The following is a 21,558-nucleotide window of genomic DNA, read 5'->3' on the forward strand; positions in this document are numbered from 1 at the left end:
CCTCCCTGCCAGAACTCGACCGTTTCCGGGACGAGCCTGATCCCGCCCCAGAACGCCGGCACCGGAACCGGTTCCGGCGCCGGCCAGCGGGCGTCCAGTTCGGCCCAGCGCCGCTCCAGCGGCTCCCGGGAGCCGATCACCTCGGACTGTCGGCTCGCCCACGCCCCGAGCTGCGAGCCGCGCGGCCGGGACCGGAAGTACGCCGCGGTCTCGGCGCGCGGCACCTCCTCGAGCCTGCCGGTGACGACGACCTGCCGTTGCAGGGCGTGCCAGGGAAACACCAGCGAGCCGTACGGGTTCGCGGCGGCATCCCGGGCCTTGCGGGAGCCGAGGTTGGTGAAGAGTGTGAAGCCACGCTCGTCGAACCCCTTGAGCAGGACGGTCCGGGCGCTGGGCCGGCCGCGGGCGTCCGCGGTCGCGAACACCATCGCGTTCGGCTCGGGCAGCGCCGATCCCGCCTCGGCGGCCAGCGCGGACGCCTGCTCGTACCAGCGCGCGAACTGGGCCACCCAGCTGGGGGCAAGATCGGACTCGTACAGCCTTCCCGCGCTGTAACAGCGCCGTTGGGCGGCGGGATCGGGCACCGGCGGCAGGGCGTGGTTCGGGCGGGCGGACACGCCGTCGATCGTGTCACCTTTCCGAGGCCGGCCTCCGTGACGCCGGACGCGGTGACGCCGGACGCGGGCGATCTTCCGAGTCGCAGGTGAGAGTGACCTGCGCCACGTCGGTAGGGCCGTCGTGGCCGGTGAGGCCCGATGCGCCGGGTAAGTTCCGACCGCGTTCACGGTGGGCCACCAGCGGTGTCCTGCTGGGCTATGGCACCGCTTCCGCCGAGAGGGCAGGATGCAGACAGGTAATTCTGCCCGATGATGCAACCAGCTCAGATCAGCTATCGGCTGGCGTTCGGCGTGCCGAGACCCCGCGTCGCCGTCCACGCGAGGCCGGCGGAGACAGGAAGCGGAGCCCCGGACTTCGATGTCTGAGAAGACAAGTGATTTCAAGCCCGGCCTCGAGGGCGTGATCGCCTTCGAGACCGAGATCGCCGAGCCGGACAGGGAAGGCAGCGCGCTACGGTATCGCGGCGTCGACATCGAGGATCTTGTTGGCAAGGTCGACTACGGCCACGTGTGGGGGCTGCTCGTCGACTCCTCGTTCGAGCCCGGCCTGCCACCGGCGGAGCCGTTCCCGCTGCCGGTGCACTCCGGCGACATCCGGGTGGACGTGCAGAGCGCGCTGGCGATGCTGGCTCCGCACTGGGGGTTCGGCCAGCTCATCGACATCTCCGACGCCCAGGCGCGCGACGATCTCGCCCGGGCGTCGGTGGTGGCGCTGTCCTTCGTCGCGCAGGCGGCCCGCGGCCTCGGCCAGCCCGCCGTCCCGCAGAAGGATGTCGACCGGGCCCGCACGATCACCGAGCGTTTCATGATCCGCTGGCGGGGTGAGCCGGATCCCAAGCACGTCCAGGCGGTGGACGCCTACTGGGTGTCCGCGGCTGAGCACGGTATGAACGCGTCAACGTTCACGGCGCGGGTGGTGGCCTCCACCGGCGCGGACGCGGCGGCCTCGCTGTCCTCCGCGGTGGGCGCGCTCTCCGGCCCGCTGCACGGCGGCGCCCCGTCCCGGGTGCTGGCGATGCTCGACGAGGTGGAGGCCACCGGCGACCCGGCCGGGTACGTCCGCCGGGCGCTGGACCGCAAGGAGCGGCTGATGGGCTTCGGCCACCGCGTCTACCGTGCGGAGGATCCGCGCGCCCGGGTGCTGCGCCGCACCGCGCGCGATCTCGGCTCGAACCGCTACGAGGCGGCCGAGGCGCTGGAGGCCGCCGCCATCGAGGAGCTCACCAACCGGTACCCCGACCGCCCGCTGCGGACGAACGTCGAGTTCTGGTCCGCGGTCGTGCTCGACTACGCCGGGGTGCCGGCGCACATGTTCACGTCCATGTTCACCTGCGCGCGTACCGCTGGGTGGAGCGCCCACATCCTGGAGCAGAAGCGCACCGGACGCCTCATCCGCCCGTCCGCCCGCTACGTTGGCCCGGCTCCCCGGCCGCTCGGAGATATTCATGCCTGACCAGATCGTCATTCCCGGGCATCTGCGCCCGGTCGACGGGCGCTTCGGCTGCGGACCGTCCAAGGTCCGCCCCGAGGCGGTGGCCCGGCTCGCCGCCACCGGCACCTCACTGCTCGGGACGTCGCACCGGCAGAAGCCCGTGCGCGCCCTGGTCGGGCGGGTCCGCGCCGGGCTGGCCGAGCTGTTCTCGCTGCCCGACGGCTACGAGGTGCTGCTCGGCCTCGGCGGGGCCACCGCCTTCTGGGACGCCGCCGCCTTCAACATCGTCCGGGAACGCTCCCAGCACCTGGTGTTCGGGGAGTTCGGCGGCAAGTTCGCCGACACGACGAAGGGCGCGCCGTTCCTGGCCGAGCCGTCGGTCGTCTTCTCGGCGCCGGGCAGCCACCCCGAGTGGGCGCCCGAGCCGGGTGTCGACGTGTACGCGACGCCGCACAACGAGACGTCCACGGGTGTGGCCAAGCCGGTGCGCCGCCCGGTCGGGGCGGACGCGGGAGCGCTGCACCTGGTCGACGCGACCTCGGGCGCCGGCGGGCTGCCGGTGGACCTGTCACAGGTGGACGCCTACTACTTCGCGCCGCAGAAGAACTTCGCCTCCGACGGCGGCCTGTGGGTGGCGCTGCTCTCCCCGGCCGCGCTGGAGCGGGTGGCCGAGATCGCCGCCTCCGACCGCTGGATCCCGCCGTTCCTGGACCTCACCACCGCCCGGGACAACAGCGCCAAGGACCAGACGTACAACACCCCCGCGGTCGCCACGCTGTTCCTCTTCGCCGACCAGGTCGAGTGGATGCTCGCCAATGGCGGCCTGGACTGGTGCGTGCGCCGCACGGCCGAGTCGTCGTCGATCCTCTACACCTGGGCGGAGAAGGCGAGCTACGCGACGCCGTTCGTCGCCGACCCGGCGCAGCGCTCCCAGGTCGTCGTCACGATCGACTTCGAGGGTGTGGACGCGGTCGCGGTCGCCCGCACCCTGCGGGCCAACGGCATCGTGGACGTGGAGCCGTACCGCAAGCTCGGCCGCAACCAGCTGCGGGTGGCCTGCTTCCCGGCGGTCGAGCCGTCCGACATCCAGGCGCTCACCGGCGCCGTCGACTACGTGGCCGAACGTCTGTAGGCCGCGGGACCTGCTTTTTCCACCAGCTTTTCCACCGGATTTTCCGGCGCACCACCCCTCGCCGCTTCATCCGTGTCATCCGTGTCATCCGTGTCATCCGGACTGTCGGCACCGTCCGGTTCCGGTGTCGTGCCGGCGCTGGTCCTGGAGTGTTCCGCGGAACACTCCAGGACCAGTACTCGTCGCGCTTCCCACGGGACCGGGGGTATAGCGGTTTCTAGCGGCGCGGACGGGCCGGGGCGGCCTGGGCCGCCAGCGCCGCGATCGAGTCGGCGGTACCGGCGAAGTCGGGCGAGCGGTCCTCGATCGGCGTGTACGGACGCTCCTCGTAGCCGACGTAGAGCTGGCGCGGCCGGGCGATCTTCTGCTCCGGGTCGAGCAGGCCCTCCTCCCACTGGGCGAGCCAGCCAGGCATCCGCCCGACCGCGAACAGCACCGGGAACATCTCCACCGGGAAACCCATCGCCTGGTAGATGATGCCGGTGTAGAAGTCGACGTTCGGGTAGAGCTTCCGCTTGATGAAGTACTCGTCCTCGAGCGCGACCCGCTCCAGTTCCAGGGCCAGGTCGAGCAGCGGGTTCGTCCCGGTGACCTTGAACACCTCGTCGGCTATCTGCCGGATCACCCGGGCCCTCGGGTCGTAGTTCTTGTACACCCGGTGCCCGAATCCCATCAGCTTCTTCTTGCCGCTCTTGACCTGCTCGATGAAGGCCGGGATGTTCTCCACCGACCCGATTTCGGTGAGCATCCGCAGCACCTGCTCGTTGGCGCCGCCGTGCAGCGGGCCGTACAGCGCGGAAATAGCCGCGGCGGCCGCCGAGAAGGGGTCGGCCTGGGAGCTGCCGACGGCCCGCATCGCGTTCGTCGAACAGTTCTGCTCATGGTCGGCGTGCAGAATGAACAGGACGTCGAGGGCGTGCTCGAGAATCGGGTCCGGCTCGTACTTGAGCTCGGTGGCCTTCCACATCATGTTCAGGAAGTTGCCGGCATAGGACAGGTCGTTGTCCGGGTAGACGTACGGCAGTCCGATCGAGTGCCGGTAGGAGAAGGCCGCCAGCGTCGTGATCTTCGCGATGAGCCGGACGATCTGTAGCCGGCGCAGCCCGGGATCGGTTATCTCCTTGGCGGCCGGGTAGAAGGTCGACAGCGCGCCGACGCTCGACAGCAGGATGCCCATCGGGTGCGCGTCGTGGTAGAAGCCGTCGATGAACTTCTTGATCGATTCGTGGACGAGCGTGTGGTGCGTGATCTCGCTTTCCCACACCGCCAGCTCCGAGGACGTGGGCAGCTCCCCGGCGAGCAGCAGGTAGGCGACCTCCAGGAAGCTGCTCTTGTCGGCCAGCTCCGTGATCGGAAAGCCGCGGTAGCGCAGGATGCCGGCGTCACCGTCAATGAAGGTGATCGAGCTGCGGCAGCTCGCCGTGTTCGTGAAAGCTGGGTCGTAGGTCAGCAGGCCGAAGTCGGTCTCGTCGAACTTTATCGCGCGCAGGGCGTTGGCCCGGATCGCGCCGTTCTCGATCGGGATCTCATAGGTCCGGCCGGTGCGGTTGTCGGTGACGGTCAAAGTGCTGGCCTGCTCGGTCACGCCGGGCTCCTCTCGCTGTGGCGATCACGTCGGTGTGGCTCATGCCGGGGCCGCGGCGTCGGGGTGTGGACCGCTCGGGCCGGTTCGGCGGTAGACAACGGTTGTTCCCAAGTCTCGCGGTTGTGGCCTGCACACGCCCGTGATCGGTGTCTTCCGCCCGACGTGTCCTACGCCACCCGTTACGCGTGGTTCGGCGCGGCTGTCGAATCTTTTTCCCGCCGGCATGGCCGGCCGGGATTCGGGGCCGTCCGTGGCGGGCGCTTCCGGACGGCCCCGCGGGGCTTCGGGACGGTTCCGCGGGGCTTCGGGACGGTTCCGCGGAAGGGCCCGCCGGTGTCTTCCGGGCGCCGCTTACGGTGTCCGGGCGTTCGGGATCGGCCTTCCGGGCGCCGTAAGCGGTGCCCGGCGTTCGGTCGGCATAGTGGGTCGCGGGCCGTCCAGGTGGGCCGGTCGCCGCTGACGGGAGATTGTTCTGTGATCCACGCGCATCTTGGCCGTACCGGAGTGCGGGTGTCCCGGCTGTGTCTGGACGTGATGAATGCCGGACCATCGGTGGGCACGGATGCCCCCGGCGCAGTCATGGACCGGGCACTGGACGCCGGTATCACTTTTTTCAGCACCTTCCTCGACACCGCGGACGCCCATGGGTGGTCCGCCCATGCCACCGGGCGCACCGACGCGGGCGCTGCCGAGCACGCTGTCGGCGACTGGCTGTGGAGGAGCCGTGGGCGCCGGGACCAGGTCGTGCTGGCGACCGGGCTGCCCGGGGGTGACGGGAAGCTGTCCGGGCCCGAGATCCGGCGGCGTTGCGAGGAGTCGTTGCGCCGGCTGCGCACCGACCATATCGATCTTCTCCAGGTGCCCGCGCTGGCCCGGGACACCCCGTGGGAGGAGATCTGGCAGGCCACGGGCATGCTGGCCACCCAGGGGAAGATCGTCTATGTCGGTTCGTCCGGCCTGGCAGGCTGGGAGATCGCGGCGGGCAACGAGGCCGCGATGCGGCGGCGGTCCCTCGGCCTTGTCAGCGACCGGTGCGGCTACAGCGTGCTGGAGCGCGCGGCCGAGACAGAGGTACTGCCGGTCTGCCAGTCCTACGGTGTGGGCGTGATCGGGCACAGCCCGCTGCTGGACGCGCTGCTCGACAGCGTTTCAGCGCACGCGCCGGCACAGGTGCCGGATCAGCGGCGGGCGGCACAGCGGCTGGAGCGGCACCGGCCGCGGTTCGAGGCGTTCGTGGCCCTGTGCGGGTCGTTCGGCGAACGGCCCGCGGACGTGGCGCTCGCCTGGCTGCTCGCCCAGCCGGGGCTGACCGCGGCGACCATCCGCCCCCGCGGCGTCGACGAGCTGACCGCGGCGCTGCGGGCACTGGAGATCGCTCTCGGTGAACGGGAACTGGACGCACTGGACGGGATCGCTCCCGGGCCGGCCGTCGCCGTGGCCGAAACATGATCGTGCCGCCGGCCGCTCAGCCCACCGGGTGGGTCAGCCCGCCAGCGGCCAGGTGGCCGTCGTCGCGTACGGGGGGCCGGGCGGCGATCCGCTACTCATGAGGGCGAACCCGGTCGCCGTCCACGGCCGGGCGCTGACCCCGGCGAGGCTGTCGGCCAGCACCGCCAGATCCGGTTGACCGGCCGGTGCCGGCGTGCCGGCGTACCGGCCCCGCCGGTGCGGAGAGGGCCGGTGCGGGGAGGGCCGGTGGGTCGCGAGCGTGAGGTGCCCCCGCCACTCGCGGGGGTCCAGGCCGTCCGCCCCGGCCTGCCTGGCCGCCTGGGCGACCGCGCGGGCCAGCGGCGCCAGCGGCCGCTCGTCGACCGCCGCGAACAGCACCCGGCTCCCGAACCGTCCGCCACCGGAAATGACCACTGCCGCCGGTGGGTGCTCGGCGGCCACCCGCGCCAGCTCCCGGGCCAGCGCGGGCCGGACGCCCGCGGGCACCTCGCCAAGGAAGGCGAGGGTGATGTGCCAGCTCTCCGGCGGGGCCCACCGCAGCCCCACCGCCGGCCCCGGCCGGCCGGCCCGCAGCCGCTCGACGGCACTGACGAGCGGTCGCAGGACGTCCCGCGGTGGGAGCAACGCCACGAACATCCGAGCCATGACCGCGGATTCTGCATGATGCGGCCACCGGTTACCGACGCTGGTTCCACCATTGATGGGAATGATGGTAATAAGTCGGACAAAAAGATCTCCGCCCGTTGGCGTCGGGAGTTTGATGCCGGGTAGTTACGAATAACGCTCCAGGTCCCCGCGAGGGAGGGCACTATCGGTATGTGACAACGGTTCCCGAACTGGTGGCCCAACGTGATCCGGCAGGCGCGCGCGAATGGCGGGAGCGCCGGCGCGACACCCGGCGCCTGCTGCCCGACCTGCCAGGCGCGATGGCCCTGGCGACGGGCGGCAGCGACCGTACGACCGCATCGGTGCTGCGGGACGCGGGTGTGGACGTGGTCGGCCTGCTCGCGCCCGAGCCGCTGGAGTCGCTGGCCTGGGCGGCGGAGGCCGAGGCGCCACGCGCCTACGCGGATCTGGTCGCGATGCTCTCCGACGACATCGAGGCCGTGTGCATCGAGATGACGCCGCCCGGATCCGACGTGATCGCGCGCCGGTCCGTCGAAGCCGGCCTGCACGTGCTGCTGGCCCGTCCCGCGACCGCCGACCCGGAGTCCCTGCGGGCCGTCGCCGACCTGGCGGAGGAGTCCGGCCTCGCGCACGTCGTCGCCATGGACGGCCGGGCCTGGCCGGCGGCCTGGCATGTGCAGGCGTCGTTGGCCGCGCTCGGCCGGATCACCCAGGTGACCATGCTCGGGGCACCGGCGGGGCAGTCCGGCCGGGCCGAGATCATCGACCTGGTCGTCCGCTGGTGCGGGGATGTGCTCGCCGTCTGCGCCAGCCCGGACGCCATGCCCGCGGCCAGGCTCACCGCCGACGCGCCCGTCACCTTCGCGCTGCTGTTGGCCAGCGGTGCCACGGCGCTGGTCAACGAGCGGCCCGACGGCCGGCTGGAGACCGCCACGATCACGATCTGCGGGACCGGCGGGCGGATGGTCGTGCAGGGCCGCCGCGTCCTGCGCCAGGACGCGGACGGCACGCGCGACCTGCTGATGCGCGCGGTCCCGGGCGTACGTCCCGGCCTGATCGAGGCGACCTACGACGTCGTCCGGGTCACCGAGCTGGGTGACCCCGCTCTGGTCCGTGGCGCGACCTTCCACGACCTGCTCACCATCGCGCGGGTGCTGGCGGCCGCGGACGCGTCCGAGGAGAACAGCGGCTGGGTGGAGCTGTAGGACGGCAGGGGCGGCATGGACGGCATGGACGGGCTGACGCGGAGAGAGGCCGGCGCACGCGGGGGTGGGCGGTGGGCCACGGTACGGGCGCGTCAGCCCCTGTCACGGGCTGGCGACGGCCTCTGTCACGAGCCGGCCAGCGTGTCCAGGATGGGGGCGGCCCGCTCGAGCGCGGCCATCTCGTCCGGGCTCAGCGACGCCAGCCGTTCGGCGAGCCACTCGTCGCGGCGCCGGCGGTCGGCCTCCAGCAGGTCGATGCCCGCTTCGGTGATCCGCGCGATGACCTGCCGGCCGTCGGAGGGATGCGCGCCGCGGGCGACCAGGCCCGCTTCGGCGAGGTGGGCGACCACCCGGGTCATCGACGGCGGCTGCACCCGTTCGTGCGCGGCGAGCTCACCAAGGGTCATCGAGCCGTGCCGTTTCAGGGTGGCGAGGGTGGCGATCTGAGTGGGCGTCAGCGTGTTCGACCGCTCCTGGCGCATACGCCGCGACAGCCGCATCACGGACAGGCGGAGGACCGACGCGAGCTGGGCTTCGGCCACGCCGTCCATCGGGTCAAGGTACTTCTCCGCTGCGCTCATTACCAGAAAAGCTACGTGTTTCCAGCGGTATGTGCCCGCTGCCGGCTGGCATCGCGGCGGATGCGCCCGGCGTCGGGAGCGGGAGCGGCCGTGACCGGGAGACCGGGCTCCGGCTGACGTCGTGCCAGGCCCCCCGACATGATGATCTCCTTGGCATGATCACGGAAGTTTCTGGGAACCATACCGTACGGTAGGCACTCGGGTATCCGAGCGTCACGGTAGCGGGCACAGTGGGCAACCGGACTCACCGGCATGTCCCGCGCGCCGACGACGAGCCGCCCCGGCATCCGGGACGGCCTTGACGCTCGGGACAGCCGCGCGGCCGGGACACCGGTCAGGCCGCGCCCGGCGGACGGCGGCCGTCCCTAGCGTCGTCCGGTATGGCCGGAGCCGGCCCGCGGCCAGCCGGTCCGGGCCCGGCCTATGCCTGGCGGCCGGTGGGGACGGGGCGGTAACGGTAGCCGACCCGGCGGATGGTCTCGATGCGGTCCCGGTGCTCGGGGCCCAGCTTGCGCCGCAGCCGGGTGATGTGGACGTCCACGGTCCGGCCGGCCGCGCGGGGGTCGTCGTCGAGGTGGTAGCCCCAGACCGAACGCAGCAGCGCGGTCCGGGAGTGCACCAGCGCCGGATGGCGCACCAGGAAGTCGAGCAGTTCGAACTCGAGGTAGGTCAGGTCGAGCAGCTTTCCGTCGACGAACGCGCTCCAGGTGGGACGGTCGATCCACACGCCGCGCTCGGGGCGCTGCGGCGTGGTGGTCGACGCGCCGGCCGGCACGCCGGCCGGTGAGGTGACCGGTGCGCCGGCCGGCGGCTGGACAGCCGGCTGCTGCCAGGAGGCGGCGCGTCCGAGCACCACCACGTCGCGCTCCGGCTGCTGCCGGAGGGGGGTGGCGACCGTCGCGCGGGCGGTTGTCAGGGTATCCAGGCGGCGTCTCTGTGTCACCGTGAGGCGGGGCTGCTCAAGGTGGGACGAACCTGGGCGTGACGCGGTCATGTGAATGACTCCTTCGGATTCCTCGACACCTCTCGGATCCATCGGACCGGCGCCTGGGTGCGAGAAAACATGTTGTGTCGTTCTCGATCAGTGGGTCACATAAATTCTGACGATCGACCGCTACGGCCAAAAGAATTTTGCGGAACGGGCCGGTGAGCGCTGATCTCGTCTCTAGCGCGCGACGGGGCCCGGACAGTACTGATCGAAGTCGTGTTCGCGACGGGGAGGCCAGAAAGCCTCCAGAAGGAGCCCGGCGTGCAGCGGACCAGCGGTGCGCGGTCTCGGCTCCACGTGATAATTCACACCCGAAGGATAACAGAGCGGGAAAGCTTCGTGGAGGTTGCGTTTCGTCGCCCTGGCGCCGGATTCTCCTGTCGTCGGGTGCCGGTTGTGTTCGTCCTGGCGCGCATGGTATCCGGCGATCCCCCCGGGATCGCCGGACGGGGGCGTGGACCGGTTGGCTGGTAGCACACCCGCCTGCCTGTCTACATTACACTCAGTTCACTTTCTCTTCACTCTCAGTTTGCACCCGCGCCGTTGGCCGCCAGCGCCGCGGGTACCGGCGCGATCGTGGTGCGCTTCGCCGCCTCCCCGCGGTCCCGGCGGGCCACCTCCTCGCGGACCAGCGGGATGAGGTGACGGCCGTAGTCGATGGCGTCGTCGTAGGGGTCGTAACCGCGGATCAGCAGCGTGGTCACGCCGATGTCGATGTAGTCGAGCAACGCCTGCGCGACCGTCTCCGGGGTGCCGACCAGGGCTGTCGAGTTGCCCGCGGCACCGGTGGCGGCGGCTAGCGGCGTCCACAGCGCCCGGTCGTGCAGCTCGCCGGCGGCGGCCGCTGCCAGCAGGCGCTGTGACCCGACGTTCGCCGGTGCCGCCTCGGGGCTGAACGCGTGGCGGAACTGGCTGAAGATTCCGTTGGGCGCGTCCAGGTTCGCGCGGGTGTCCGCGAGGATCCGGTGCGCCCGCTCCCAGGCGAGGTCCTCGGTCGGGCCGATGATCGGCCGGAAGGACACACTGATCCCCGGCCTGGGCTGGCCGGCCCGCTCGGCGGCCTGGTTCACCGCGGCGATCTGCTCGGCGGTCTGCGCCAGCGGCTCGCCCCACAGGGCGAACACGTCCGCCTGCCTGCCGCCGACCCGGTAGGCCGCCTGCGACGACCCGCCGAAGTACAGCGGGATATGCGGCTGCTGGACCGGGTGCACGGTGGCCAGATGGTCCGCCAGTTTGTAGTACCGCCCCTCGTGGCTGAACGGCTCGGTGGACGTCCACGCCCGGCGGAGGATGTCGAGATATTCGTCGGTGCGGTCGTAACGTTCGTCCTTGGTCAGGTAGTCGCCGTCCCGCCGCTGCTCGGCGTCGCTGCCACCGGTGATGATGTGGACGGCGATCCGCCCGCCGGAGAAATGGTCGAGGGTGGCGAAATAGCGGGCCGCCACCGTGGGGAAGACCACACCCGGCCGGTGCGCGACCAGATATCCCAGGCGCTCGGTGTGGGCCGCGGCATAGGCCGCGACCTGGATGTTGTCGGGCGAGGCGGAACTGTAGCCGATCAGCACCCGGTCGAAGTCGGCGTCCTCGTGGACGCGGGCGAACCGGCGGACGTAGCTCGGGTCGATGACCGCTCCGGAGCGCCGGTGTGTTTCCGACCCTTCGTTGGTTGAGATCAGTCCGATGAACTCCACGGGCATGGCGTTGACTCCTGGTGAGCATCTGTCGATCATTTTGTGATCATGGTGTGCGAGGCTGGGCCGGATCGCGGCCGCACGGGATCAGCGAACGGTCAGTCAGGACGGCTGGCCGGCACGGCTGGCCAGGACGTTGGTCAGGACGTTGGTCAGGAACAGCCCTCGATGTCCGGCCCGCTGGTCAGGACCGGCCCGGCCCACCGCAGGTCCTCGAGGTTGACCACGATCCCCTCCTGGGTGCTCCGGGAGATCACGACGATGGCCTCGACGCTCGGGTCGGGGTTCTCCTCGCGGTGCGGGACCCACGGCGGCACGAAGATGAAGTCACCCGGTGAGGTCCGCACCCGGACCTCACGGCCGGGGCCGGGCTCGTCCGTCCCCTCGACCGCCTGGTCGAGGAAGACGAACTCCGGATGGCCGCTGACCACGTAGATGGCGGTCTCGGAGCGGCCGTGGTGATGGTTCCCGGACGCGGTGGCCGGGGCGACGTGCACCTGCCCCATCCACAGCTTGGACGACCCGACGGTCTTGCCGCTGACGGCGGAGAACCGGCGCATCCCCGAGGTCTGCGCGGTGTCCGGGTCGAGCTGCCCCTGGGTGATCTGGTGCAGGCGGCGGTGGAACGGGTCGACGTCCGTGTATGCGGGTATCTGAGAGGAGGTCATGAAAGAATTTTCTGTCTGGGCGCAGGTTCCCGGATATCGGCTGCCGGGCCGGGCTCGCTGTCCCGCGCCGGACGGTCGTCGGCCGCCTCGGAGCGGGCATAGCCGACCCCGAGCCAGCCGAGCAGCTCGGCGCGCAGCGCGACGAAACACGGGTCGCCGACGTCACGGGGCCTGGCGAGGGTGACAGCCGTGCTGTGGGCGATCACTCCGTCCTTCATGACCAGGACCCGGTCGGCGAGCAGCAGGGCTTCCTCGACGTCGTGGGTGACCAGCAGGACCGCCGGGCTGTGACGTTGCCACAACTGCTCGACCAGCCCCTGCGCCCGGATCCGGGTGAGCGCGTCGAGGGCGCCGAACGGCTCGTCGAGCAGCATCAGATCGGGGTCGCGGACAAGTGCGCGGGCGAGGGAGACCCGCTGCGCCTCACCGCCGGACAGGGTCTTCGGCCAGGCGTCGGCCCGGTGGGCGAGGCCCACCTCGGTCAGCGCCGCGGCCGCCCTGGCCCGGTCGGGCCGGCCGGGAAGGCCGAGGACGACGTTGCGCCAGACCCGTTTCCACGGCAGCAGGCGCGGCGCCTGGAAGGCCACGGCCCGCCGGGACGCCACCCGCACCTGACCGCTGATCTCGGTGTCGAGGTCGGCGAGGATGCGCAGCAGCGTGCTCTTCCCGCAGCCGCTGGCGCCGAGCAGCGCGACGAACTGGCCGGCCGGTACGTCCAGGTCGAGGTCGTCGATGACGACGTTGCCGCCGAACGCGCGCCGCAGGCCGCGGACCGTCACGGCGAGCGGGATGCCGTCCGGGGCCGACAGCGGGCCGGCCGCCGGTGGGCGCACGGGCTCCAGGTCCGCCTCCTGGCCGGGCAGGGTGGTCACGTTCCGCTGAATGTCGGTCGCCACGACAGCAGCACCCTTTCGAGAAGTCGGACGATGGCGTCGACGGTGAGCCCGAGAAAGGCGTAGACGACCAGGCAGACGACGATGATGTCGGTGCGCTGGAACTCCTGGGCGTCGTTCATCAGCTGCCCCAGGCCCTGGTGGGCGTTGATCTGCTCGGCGAAGATGAGCGCGAGCCACGAGATGGCCAGCGAGAAGCGCAGCCCCACCAGGACGTTCGGCAGCGCGCCGGGCAGGATGACGTGCCGGATCAGCCCCAGCCGGGTCAGCCCGACCGTCCGGGCGGCCTCGACGAGGCTCACCTCCACGTTGCGGACACCGGCGTAGGTGTTGATGTAGAGCGGGAAGGCGACCCCGAAGGCGACCAGGGCGATCTTCGGGGTCTCGCCGATGCCGAACCAGATGATGAACAGGGGGATCAGGCCCACGAACGGCACGGTCCGGATCATCTGCACCGACGCGTCGATGAGATCCTCGCCGAGCCGGAACAGCCCCGCCAGCAGTGCCAGCAGGATGCCGACGGACCCGCCGAGCAGCACGCCGGTGCCGGCGCGGCGCAGCGACACCAGGATCGCCTTCGGTAGTTCGCCGCTTGTGACGAGATCGGTGCCAGCGGTGACGACCGTCCACGGTGAGGCGAGCAGTTCGGTGGACGTGCTGCCGCTCCAGCTCGCGATCTGCCACAGCAGCAGCAGGAGCAGCGGGCCCACCGGCCGCCGGGCCCAGCGCGGGACGCCACGCCGCCTGGCTGCTGACGCGATGACCGTCGTCAGCGCCGGGGCGGCGCGGCCGGGCGGGGCGTCCGGCACCGCGGGCGCGCCCGACGCGTCGGCGCCCGCGTCCTGGCCGGCCGCGCCTGTCGCGTCCCTCCCAGTGGGAAGTGTCTGTGTCGTCACAAATTCTCCGCTTGTGGTTTTCTCCGCTCCGGATGTGCTCCCGGCGCCAGCACGGCCGGCGGAATATGGAGCCGGCGAAACTCAAGGCCGGCGATGGTGGCAGCCGGCGATGGTGTCAGTGGTGATGCTGTCGTCCTCCTGCGTACCGCCGGGCGGACGCCGGACACGGATGGCGGCCAGCCGGCGGATCCGCTGGCATCCGCCGATATCTGCCGGGGCTGTCAGGAGCCGTCCTGATTCGCCGGGAGGCGCGGCTGACCTGTCGCCGGTTCGTCGGATATCCGAAAACAAATCGCCGCGGCCGGCCGAAGACGATCAGAAATTCCTGGAGCCTCTGGCAGCGGGCCTGTCGGGCGCTCGTCGCGTCACGCGTTCAAATCGTCACATTTTCGGGTCGCCGCGGGTTGGGCGAGGTCACGTCCCCGGCCGGGATGCCGGACATGCGGCGGACTTCACCCGAAGAAGGTCGATGTGACCCCGAGTAACCAGAAGCGCCGGCTTGAACATGAAATCAACGGAAGCACGACGCTCCTACCTGCGTCAACAGACCAAGTTGTGTGATGCATGTCACTTTTCTACTTCTTGACTGAACAAGCGAAAAATACGCAGAGTGCTGTTTTGTGCCTGCCGAGACCGTCCTGACGCGCCGTCGTTGCGTGGATTACGGTCTGGCCTGGAGCAGCCGCTGTCGATGACGGCCGCGTAAGGCGCCGCAGATCTCGGACCGGCCGGCGCACGACCGGTTCCCTACCGAATTGCGACTTTCCGTAATCGGGATTTACCGGTGGCGGCCCTGATGCCTCCGCCGGCCGGCCGGCCTGTTTCCCGTCACCGTCACTTCTTGCCTTCCTGTCCTCCTGCCTTCACCCTCGTCTCCGCGGACGGCAGAGGTCCGCGTACCGGAGTTGCCTGATGCCACGTCTGTCGACCCGTCCGAAACCCCGCCTGCTCGCCGGCGCCGCCGCGCTCGCGGCCCTGCTGGTGGCTGCCGCCTGCGGCGGGGGAACCGACACGCCGAAACCGACATCGGCGGGTGTCGCGCCGGACCTGTCCGGGGTGACCCTGCGGGTCGCGGACCAGGTCGGCCAGAACAAGGCGGTGCTCGACGCCTCCGGCGCGCTCAAGGGCGCGCCGTACAAGGTCGAATGGTCGGACTTCTCCGCCGCGGCGCCCCTGCTGCAGGCGCTGCGGGCGAACGCCGCCGACATCGGCGGCGCCGGGGACGCCCCCGTCCTGTCCTCGCTCGGCTCCGGCGCGCCGCTGAAGGTCGTCGGCGCGTCCCGAAGCTCCCCGCGGGGAGTCGCGCTCCTGGTCAGCAAGGACTCGCCCATCCACAGCGTGGCGGAGCTGAAGGGCAAGACCGTCTCGCCGACCACGAAGGGCAGCGTCGGGCACTATCTGCTGCTCGGCGCGCTCCGGGAGGCCGGGCTCGCCCCGAACGACGTGGAGATCTCGTTCCTGTCGCCGCAGGCGGCCGGCGCCGCCTTCGACTCCAACCAGATCGCGGCATGGGCCACCTGGGACCCGTACATCGCGTTGTCGGAGGCAAAGGGCGCCCGGGTCCTTCGGGACGGCAGCGGGATCAGCACCGGCCTCGGATTCACCGTAGCCTCCCAGCAGGCATTCGAGGATCCGGCGAAACGCGCGGCCATCGCCGACTTCCTCGTCCGTCAGGGCCGGGCGTACGCATGGACGAACAGCAACAAGGAGGCGTTCACCACATTGTTCGCCTCCCTGACGAAGCTGCCGGGGCCGGTCGCGGCCGCGGTGGTCGATCGTCGGAACATAGCCGCGGTCCCGATCGACGACACGGTCGTCAAGGACCTGCAACGCACCGCGGACATCTACACCGAGGCCGGCGTCCTCGACAAGAAACTCGATGTGGCCTCGTTCCTGGTCCGCGCGCTGAGCGGCTGACCGGGCAGCTGGCCGGGGCGGGGCGGGTAGCGTCGTACGGGTGAGCGTGACGGGTGAGCGTCGGCAGTTGGAGCCGCTCCCGTACGACGGTGTGCTGTCGGTACGGGTGGGCACGGTCCTGTGGTTCGTCGCGCTGATCGTGATGCTGCCGTTCCGGGGCGGCCTGCGGGCTGACGGCCACCTGTGGTGGATCGCCACCACGGCCGTCGGCACGCTGCTCGGCCTGGTCGGAGTCTGGTCCACGACCCGCCGCCGCAACCGCCTCCGCCGCCAGCTCCCCACCGCCCGCACCGACCAGTCCCAGCCGTAGCCGATTCCAGCCGCGGCAGCCGGTCATCTCCGATTCCGGTGGATGACATCGAGAATATCGGTCAGGTATCCACTTAGTGGGCCATCCGTTCACCGCCTGATCTTTGACGCCGCGGGCTCGCGTTAAAGGTCAGGGGTCCAGCCTTTCATGGCGGCTCCTGTCCGGTGTGTCCGCTGTTGCCCGTCGAGCCGGTGGCCGGGCGCTGCTGGTCAGGAGTCGTCGAGGTCGGCTTCGGCCTGGCGTTGGGCTTCGCGGGCGGGGTCGCGCAGCGCTTCGGCGATGGCGTGGCGGCGGTCCCAGGTGCCGGCGTGCCAGGCCAGGGCTCTGGCCAGCGCGTCCGTCCCGGAGCCGGCGTCGATGTGGATCTCCCCGCCGATGCCGCCGAGCACCCGCCATGGGACGGGCGTGGGCCGGCCGTCGACGTCGGCCACGAGCAGGCGGGTGTGGGAAAGGTACGGCGTCCCGTCCGGTGCGGTGAGCTCTTCGGGGGTGTCCCCTTCACCGGCGCCGATGACGGTGTTGTGGTCATCGCGGGTAGTGATGACGTCACAGTCACCCAGCGACGAGAGCAGGGGGACACCGAGTACGTATGACGCTTCGGCCGCCCGGTCCAGCGGCAGCCGCAGCGCGCCGCGGCCCGCGCCGAGCAGCGGCAGGAGGTCCGGCGCGTCCACGATCACGGCGTCGGAGGTCCGTACCACGCCGTCCGGGGTGCGAACGGTCAGCGGAGGGTCAATACTGGCCGGTCCGTCGTCGTCGTCGTCGCCATCGCCGGTCTCGCCGTCGGTGTCGGTGTCGCGGTAGGCGCCGTCGGCGCCGTCGCTGGTGATTCCGGAGCGGGGGAGGGCCGCGACGGCGTCCACCGCGGCCATGTAGAGGGCGCGGGCCGCCGGCCACGGCACGTCCCGGTCGGCGTCGCCGAGCCGGTCCAGCAGGTCGAGCACGGCGTCCGGATCACCGAGGACGTCGGAGAGTGTGAGCCGGCAGCCGAGCCGGCGCAGCAGGTCGGCGTCGACCCCGGGCAGGGGGGCGGCCGGCGCGAACAGCCCGGCCAGCAGCGGGTCGGCGCCGGGCAGCGTGAGCTCCGGCGGTGGCAGCGCGGCCGTGGAGCCGGCGACCGGCAGCAGCGCGTTGCGTGAAAGCCACCAGCGCGTGTACGACACTCCGACGTCCGCGGCCGGCCCGATACCAGCACCGGCTCCGGCGCCCCGGCTCCGACCAGGACGATCGGGCCACTGGAGCCGGCCGGACTTCATGATCGTGTCTCGTAGGGGCGGCCGGGCCAGCTCCGCGAGCGCGGCGGGCCACTGTGACGGGTCGACGAGCTCGAGGTCGCGTACGGCGGCGAAAGCCCGCAGGGTGGGCGGCGCGCCCGGCCCGTCCACGTCCGGATCCGGGCCGGCTCCGGGCGGACTGCCGGCGGTGATCTCCGCTACCCAGAGGTCGCTGTCGTCCAGGTCGAGCAGGACCGGCTCGTCCGGGTCGAGCCGGACGTCGGTGGCGCTGAGCACGGCAAAGGTCCGCAGCACCCCGACCGCCTCGAGCACCTCCGCCGGCCATGCCCGCGCGAGGTCGTCGGCCAGGACGCGGAACGGCGCGTCCGCCGCGAGCACCTGGTCGAGCGGGCTGTCTGCGATCAGGAGCTCCCCGGCGGGGGTGAAGTCGCCATCGCTGTCAGGAAGCAGCAGGTCGGCGAGCCAGGACAGTTCACCGGAGGCATTGTCGTCACCAAAAGTAACAATGCTGCCGGCGCCGCCGTCGAGCCCGCTGGCGACGCCGAGGCCCGCGTCCCGGACCAGGGCCAGGACGGCGCCCGCCAGCGCGAGCGCGGCGTCGGGATCGGCGTCCGCGTCGACATCGATGATCGCATCGCGGACGGAGCCGTCGCGCAGGACACCGGCGGGGGTCCCCTCGACCGCGCCCAGCGTGCGCAGGGCGTCGCGGGCGGCACCGGCACAGGCGTCCGGGTGTGCCACCCGCAGCGGGAGGCCCGAGGCCACCAGCGTGACAACATCCAGCTCAGAGGTGGGGAGCAGGACCCCTCGCGGGCCGGTGACCATCCGGACGCCCAGCTCCTGGGAGCCGTCGGCGTTGCCGGTCACGCCCGCTCCGGTGTCCGCGTCCGCGTCCGCGTCCGCGGCGAGCGTGGGGGCCGCGGACGCCGTGGGGAGCGCGGCGGCGGTGGGTGCGGCGGCCAGCGGGACGGGCAGGGCGCCGAGGGCGTCCCGGTCGGGGGCGTGCGCCAGCGCCGCGTAGACCCGTGCCCACCAGGCCGGCGGCCTGCGCAGCTCGGTGAGGATCTCGACGACCCCGGCGGTGTCGAGACGGCGTACCCCCAGGGCGTCGAGGGCCGGCCGCCACCGGCGGGCGGCGTAGGCCGCGGGCAACAGCCCGTCGACGGTGCCGCCGGCGTCACCCACGGACCCGCCCGCGCGATCGCCGTCACCGGCGGGCAGGTCCGCGGCGGCGGGCAGGAGCCGTTCGAGGTCGGCGATCTCGCGATCGGCCCTGGGCAGGCCCTCGCGGGCGGGCGGGCGGCTGCCGGCCGGCGAGGTGCTGCCCGCGGACGCCGGGACCGTGGCGGGATCTTCCGGAGCCGGGGCGGGATCGCCGGATGCGGCCGTGAGCAGTCCGGTGACCGGATCGGTCGCGGGGCCGAGGTCGCCGACGAGGCAGTCGGCGCCACGGCGGCCGCCGGGCAGCAGCGGCGCGTCCGGCAGCAGCCGGGCGAGAGCGTCCCGCAGCCTGGCGTCGACGTCGCCGACCGGCAGCCCGGTGGGGACGAGCTCGAGCGAGGCAGCCGGCGCCGACGCGGCGTCCAGCGCCGCCTGCCACCGCGAGGCGTCCAACGCCGTTCCCGGCGACGAGGTGGCAGGCCCCGCCGGATCCGCCGGTGGCCGCTGGGTGTCCAGAGCCTCCTGCGCTCTCAGGACGTCCCAGAGCGACCGTGCCTGTGCTGACGCGGCATTCGGGATCGTCGGCACTGGTGCCGACGCCGACGCGGGTGGCGGCGCAGGCTGGGCGTCCGGCGGCGGCAGGAGGCCGTTGCCCAGGTCGACGGCGAGGTCGACGACCGTCTCGGCGAGCCGGTCGACCAGCCAGTCCCGCAGCGGGCCGGCGACCGTGTGCCGGCGGGACGGCTCCAGCGGCAGGCCCACGCTGGCCAGCACCGGCAACGACAGCCGCTCGTCGGTCGGCTGCGGCGCGCGGACGAGTTTCGGCACGTCAGCGGGCCAGCCGCCCTCGCGTACGAAGGCCCGCGTCTCGAACCCGGTGCGGGCCCGCTCCTCCACCGGCCGGTCGGCGAGCAGAGCGGGCGGGATCATCCCGCGCCGGACCCGGCCGAGCCAGCGCCTGCCGTCGAGCACGGCGATCTCCACGCCGTCCGGCGCCCGGTCCGCCCAGGTGCAGGACAGGGTCCGCCGGACGCCGTCGATCACGATGGTGACCTCGGTGAGCCCGGGCATGACCAGCGGAAGCGTCGGGTCGAGGCCCGCGAGAAGGGTGCGGGCCAGGGCGGCCGCGTCGGCGTCGCGCAGCGGCAGCCGGACGACGGTGTCGTAGCCCGCTGGCGGCGCCGCCGCGTAGAGGACGGGCAGGGGCAGCCGGAGCACCGGGACGGCACCGCCGCGGCGGGCCAGCTCGGCATCGAGGGCCGGCACCCCGAGCCCGCCTACCGCGTCGATCGTTTCCCGCTTCGACCAGCGGACGCCGAAGCCGCCGCCCGGCGCGCCGGCGGCGTCCCCGGCGTCCCATGTCGCGCTCGACTGTGGCGCGGCGGTCGAGCGCGACACGATCGACGGGGTGTCGCTGACGGCCAGGACCGCGGCGAAGCCGACGCCGAAGCGGCCGAGGGCCGCGGTGTCGCGTTTGGCCGAGGCACGCAGCGTCGAGAGCGACTCGACCCCCGGCGCGGACAGCGCCGCTCCGGTGTTGGCGATCTCCAGCATGCCGCCGCTTCGGCTGCGGTGCTCGCCACCGCCCGGGCCGTGACCGCCCGGGCCGTGACTGTCGGGGCCGTAGCTGCCGGAGGCATGGCCACCGGGGGTGTCGCCGCTGGTCAGCGTTATGAGGACGCGACAGTCGGCCCCGGCGGCCTGGGCCGCGTCCACGGCGTTCTGGAGCAGTTCCACGACGAGGCGGTCGTGGTAGGCGCCGCGGGCGGCGTCCTCCTCGGCGTTCGCGTCCTCGCGGAAGCGGGCGGGGGAGGCGGCCCAGGCGTCCAGCACCCGGCGGCGGATGGCGGCCGTCCCGAACAGGTCGCCCGGGGTCACGCCGCCGGCGCTCGCGTCCACGATCACGTTCCCGTACGGCTGTGCGTCCATCGGCCCATCCTCCTCTCCGACGGCCCGGGCCAGCGTCCCGGGAGCAAAAAGATCAACGATCGCGTCGCGGCCCGGTCACCAGCCGATGACCGGCCACCGGCGCGTCGGCCGACGACCAGGCCGGTGGCCGCCAGTCGATGGCCGGCTTGCCGATGTGCCGGAATCGGCTTGCCGATGTGCCGGCCGATAATCGGACGGTGGCATCCGCGGCTCGTCGTGATGATCCGAAGCTGGTGCCGGCGCTGATCAGCCAGTGGCAGCGGATCGCGGACCAGGTGGACGCGTCCGCCGGCCTGGCGTTCACGCGGCCGAGCAGGCTGCCCGGCCGCAGCGTCGCGGATGTCGTCGGGCACCTGGCCAGGTCCATCGCCGCGCTCGCGGACGCGGCCGTGTCCGCGCCGCCGCCCGCCACCGCGCCGACGCTGTCCACCTCCGCCTACCTCGCGGGCTGTCCTGCCGGCCCTCCCTCTGCCGGTGGCCTCCTTGCTGGTGGCCCCCTTGCCGACGCCGGCCATCCCCCTGCCGGCCGGCAGTCACCGGCCGCCGGCATCGACGCCCCCGGGCCGGACAGCCCCGCCGGTTCCGCGGCTGGCGCCCGCTCGCGGCTGCGGGAGCGCATCGCCGCCGCGGTGGCCGCTGTCGACGGCGCCGACATCGGGCGTCTGGTCACTGTCACGACCGCCACCGGTGAGGGCCTGCCTGCCACCGGTGAGAGCCTGACTACCGGTGACGGGTACATGACTAATAGTGACGAATTTCTGACTACTGGTGACGGGGGCCTGGCCGTCGGTACCGTCGACGGGGGCCCGGCCGGCGGCACCGGCGGCGGGGCGGGCACCGGCGGGACCGGGATACGTCTCGGGGATCTGCTGCTCGCCGAGGTGGTGGCGGGTGTCGTGCACGGCCTGGATATCGGGGTCGAGCCGGCCCGGGACGCGCTGCGGCTCGCCGTGAAGGCGTGCGCCGGCGAGCTCGTGGCCCGCGCTCCCGGGCGTTCGGTGGAGGTCCGGGTGCCCCCTTTCGCCGCGGTGCAGGCCGTCGAAGGCCCGCGGCACACCCGGGGCACCCCGCCGAACGTGGTGGAGGCTGGGGCGGTCGCCTTCGTCGAGCTTGCGGCAGGCCGGCTGAGCTGGGCGGACGCGACCGCGGACGGCCGGGTCCGAGCCGGCGGCGCCCGTGCCGATCTTCGTCCGTACCTCCCACTGCTGCGGGTCGCCTGACCGGAACCACCCAACTGGGATC

17 protein-coding genes are annotated in these 21,558 nt (G+C 72.2%); 7 read left to right on the forward strand and 10 right to left on the reverse strand.

Going from position 1 to position 21,558, the window contains the following annotated elements; genetic code table 11:
* A partial coding sequence (pdxH, locus tag NBW84_RS07750; protein ID WP_445548661.1) for a pyridoxamine 5'-phosphate oxidase occupies positions 1-617 on the reverse strand: 617 nt, incomplete at its 3' end.
* A 358-nt stretch (positions 618-975) separates the two neighbouring features.
* On the opposite strand from pdxH, the gene NBW84_RS07755 reads away from it, so the two are divergent.
* Positions 976-2,070, forward strand: a complete 1,095-nt coding sequence (locus tag NBW84_RS07755) for a citrate synthase 2 (RefSeq protein WP_250283081.1) — start codon at positions 976-978, stop codon at positions 2,068-2,070.
* Positions 2,063-3,181 (forward strand): phosphoserine transaminase, encoded by a 1,119-nt coding sequence (serC, locus tag NBW84_RS07760; RefSeq protein ID WP_250283084.1) that lies wholly within the window; start codon positions 2,063-2,065, stop codon positions 3,179-3,181. Before NBW84_RS07755 ends, serC begins: the two co-directional genes overlap by 8 nt.
* A gap of 217 nt (positions 3,182-3,398) precedes the next feature.
* Here serC and NBW84_RS07765 read toward each other — a convergent pair whose 3' ends face one another.
* Positions 3,399-4,766 (reverse strand): citrate synthase, encoded by a 1,368-nt coding sequence (locus tag NBW84_RS07765; RefSeq protein ID WP_250283085.1) that lies wholly within the window; start codon positions 4,764-4,766, stop codon positions 3,399-3,401.
* A 579-nt stretch (positions 4,767-5,345) separates the two neighbouring features.
* Here NBW84_RS07765 and NBW84_RS07770 point away from each other — a divergent pair.
* Complete coding sequence (locus NBW84_RS07770) at positions 5,346-6,215, forward strand: aldo/keto reductase (protein ID WP_250283088.1); 870 nt, start codon at positions 5,346-5,348, stop codon at positions 6,213-6,215.
* A 33-nt stretch (positions 6,216-6,248) separates the two neighbouring features.
* On the opposite strand, the gene thpR is transcribed toward NBW84_RS07770, so the two are convergent.
* Positions 6,249-6,860 carry an RNA 2',3'-cyclic phosphodiesterase gene (thpR, locus tag NBW84_RS07775; protein WP_250283090.1) on the reverse strand — a complete coding sequence of 204 codons (612 nt, stop codon included), beginning with the start codon at positions 6,858-6,860 and terminating at the stop codon, positions 6,249-6,251.
* Between the two features lie 173 nt (positions 6,861-7,033).
* Here thpR and NBW84_RS07780 point away from each other — a divergent pair, with 173 nt between their 5' ends.
* Complete coding sequence (locus NBW84_RS07780) at positions 7,034-8,047, forward strand: Gfo/Idh/MocA family oxidoreductase (protein WP_250283092.1); 1,014 nt, start codon at positions 7,034-7,036, stop codon at positions 8,045-8,047.
* A 125-nt stretch (positions 8,048-8,172) separates the two neighbouring features.
* On the opposite strand, the gene NBW84_RS07785 is transcribed toward NBW84_RS07780, so the two are convergent.
* The 6 genes from NBW84_RS07785 to NBW84_RS07810 form a co-directional block, all read right to left on the reverse strand.
* Positions 8,173-8,628, reverse strand: coding sequence for a MarR family transcriptional regulator (locus NBW84_RS07785; protein ID WP_250283094.1), 456 nt, complete (start codon positions 8,626-8,628; stop codon positions 8,173-8,175).
* A 421-nt stretch (positions 8,629-9,049) separates the two neighbouring features.
* Positions 9,050-9,622: a winged helix-turn-helix domain-containing protein gene (locus tag NBW84_RS07790; RefSeq protein ID WP_250283096.1), complete on the reverse strand. Its 573-nt coding sequence runs from the start codon at positions 9,620-9,622 to the stop codon at positions 9,050-9,052.
* 518 nt (positions 9,623-10,140) lie between these two features.
* On the reverse strand, positions 10,141-11,313 hold the full coding sequence (locus NBW84_RS07795) for an LLM class flavin-dependent oxidoreductase (RefSeq protein ID WP_250283115.1): 1,173 nt from the start codon (positions 11,311-11,313) through the stop codon (positions 10,141-10,143).
* 146 nt (positions 11,314-11,459) lie between these two features.
* On the reverse strand, positions 11,460-11,975 hold the full coding sequence (locus NBW84_RS07800; protein ID WP_250283098.1) for a cupin domain-containing protein: 516 nt from the start codon (positions 11,973-11,975) through the stop codon (positions 11,460-11,462).
* Positions 11,972-12,871, reverse strand: coding sequence for an ABC transporter ATP-binding protein (locus tag NBW84_RS07805; RefSeq protein WP_445548662.1), 900 nt, complete (start codon positions 12,869-12,871; stop codon positions 11,972-11,974). The genes NBW84_RS07800 and NBW84_RS07805 overlap by 4 nt, the downstream gene beginning before the upstream one ends.
* Positions 12,844-13,764 carry an ABC transporter permease subunit gene (locus NBW84_RS07810; protein ID WP_250283100.1) on the reverse strand — a complete coding sequence of 307 codons (921 nt, stop codon included), beginning with the start codon at positions 13,762-13,764 and terminating at the stop codon, positions 12,844-12,846. The genes NBW84_RS07805 and NBW84_RS07810 overlap by 28 nt, the downstream gene beginning before the upstream one ends.
* Before the next feature lie 912 nt (positions 13,765-14,676).
* On the opposite strand from NBW84_RS07810, the gene NBW84_RS07815 reads away from it, so the two are divergent.
* Both NBW84_RS07815 and NBW84_RS07820 read left to right on the forward strand, forming a co-directional pair.
* A complete protein-coding gene (locus NBW84_RS07815; RefSeq protein ID WP_250283102.1) occupies positions 14,677-15,681 on the forward strand; it encodes an ABC transporter substrate-binding protein in 1,005 nt (334 codons plus the stop codon).
* Between the two features lie 40 nt (positions 15,682-15,721).
* Positions 15,722-15,991, forward strand: a complete 270-nt coding sequence (locus tag NBW84_RS07820; protein WP_250283104.1) for a DUF2530 domain-containing protein — start codon at positions 15,722-15,724, stop codon at positions 15,989-15,991.
* Between the two features lie 209 nt (positions 15,992-16,200).
* Here the strand turns inward: NBW84_RS07820 and NBW84_RS07825 are convergent, their stop codons facing one another.
* Positions 16,201-20,316 carry a sacsin N-terminal ATP-binding-like domain-containing protein gene (locus tag NBW84_RS07825; protein WP_250283105.1) on the reverse strand — a complete coding sequence of 1,372 codons (4,116 nt, stop codon included), beginning with the start codon at positions 20,314-20,316 and terminating at the stop codon, positions 16,201-16,203.
* A 233-nt stretch (positions 20,317-20,549) separates the two neighbouring features.
* On the opposite strand from NBW84_RS07825, the gene NBW84_RS07830 reads away from it, so the two are divergent.
* A complete protein-coding gene (locus NBW84_RS07830; protein WP_250283107.1) occupies positions 20,550-21,536 on the forward strand; it encodes a sterol carrier family protein in 987 nt (328 codons plus the stop codon).
* Positions 21,537-21,558: the final 22 nt, after the last annotated feature.

The organism is Protofrankia sp. CiP1_Cm_nod2, from assembly GCF_920664355.1.
Taxonomy (GTDB): domain Bacteria; phylum Actinomycetota; class Actinomycetes; order Frankiales; family Frankiaceae; genus Protofrankia.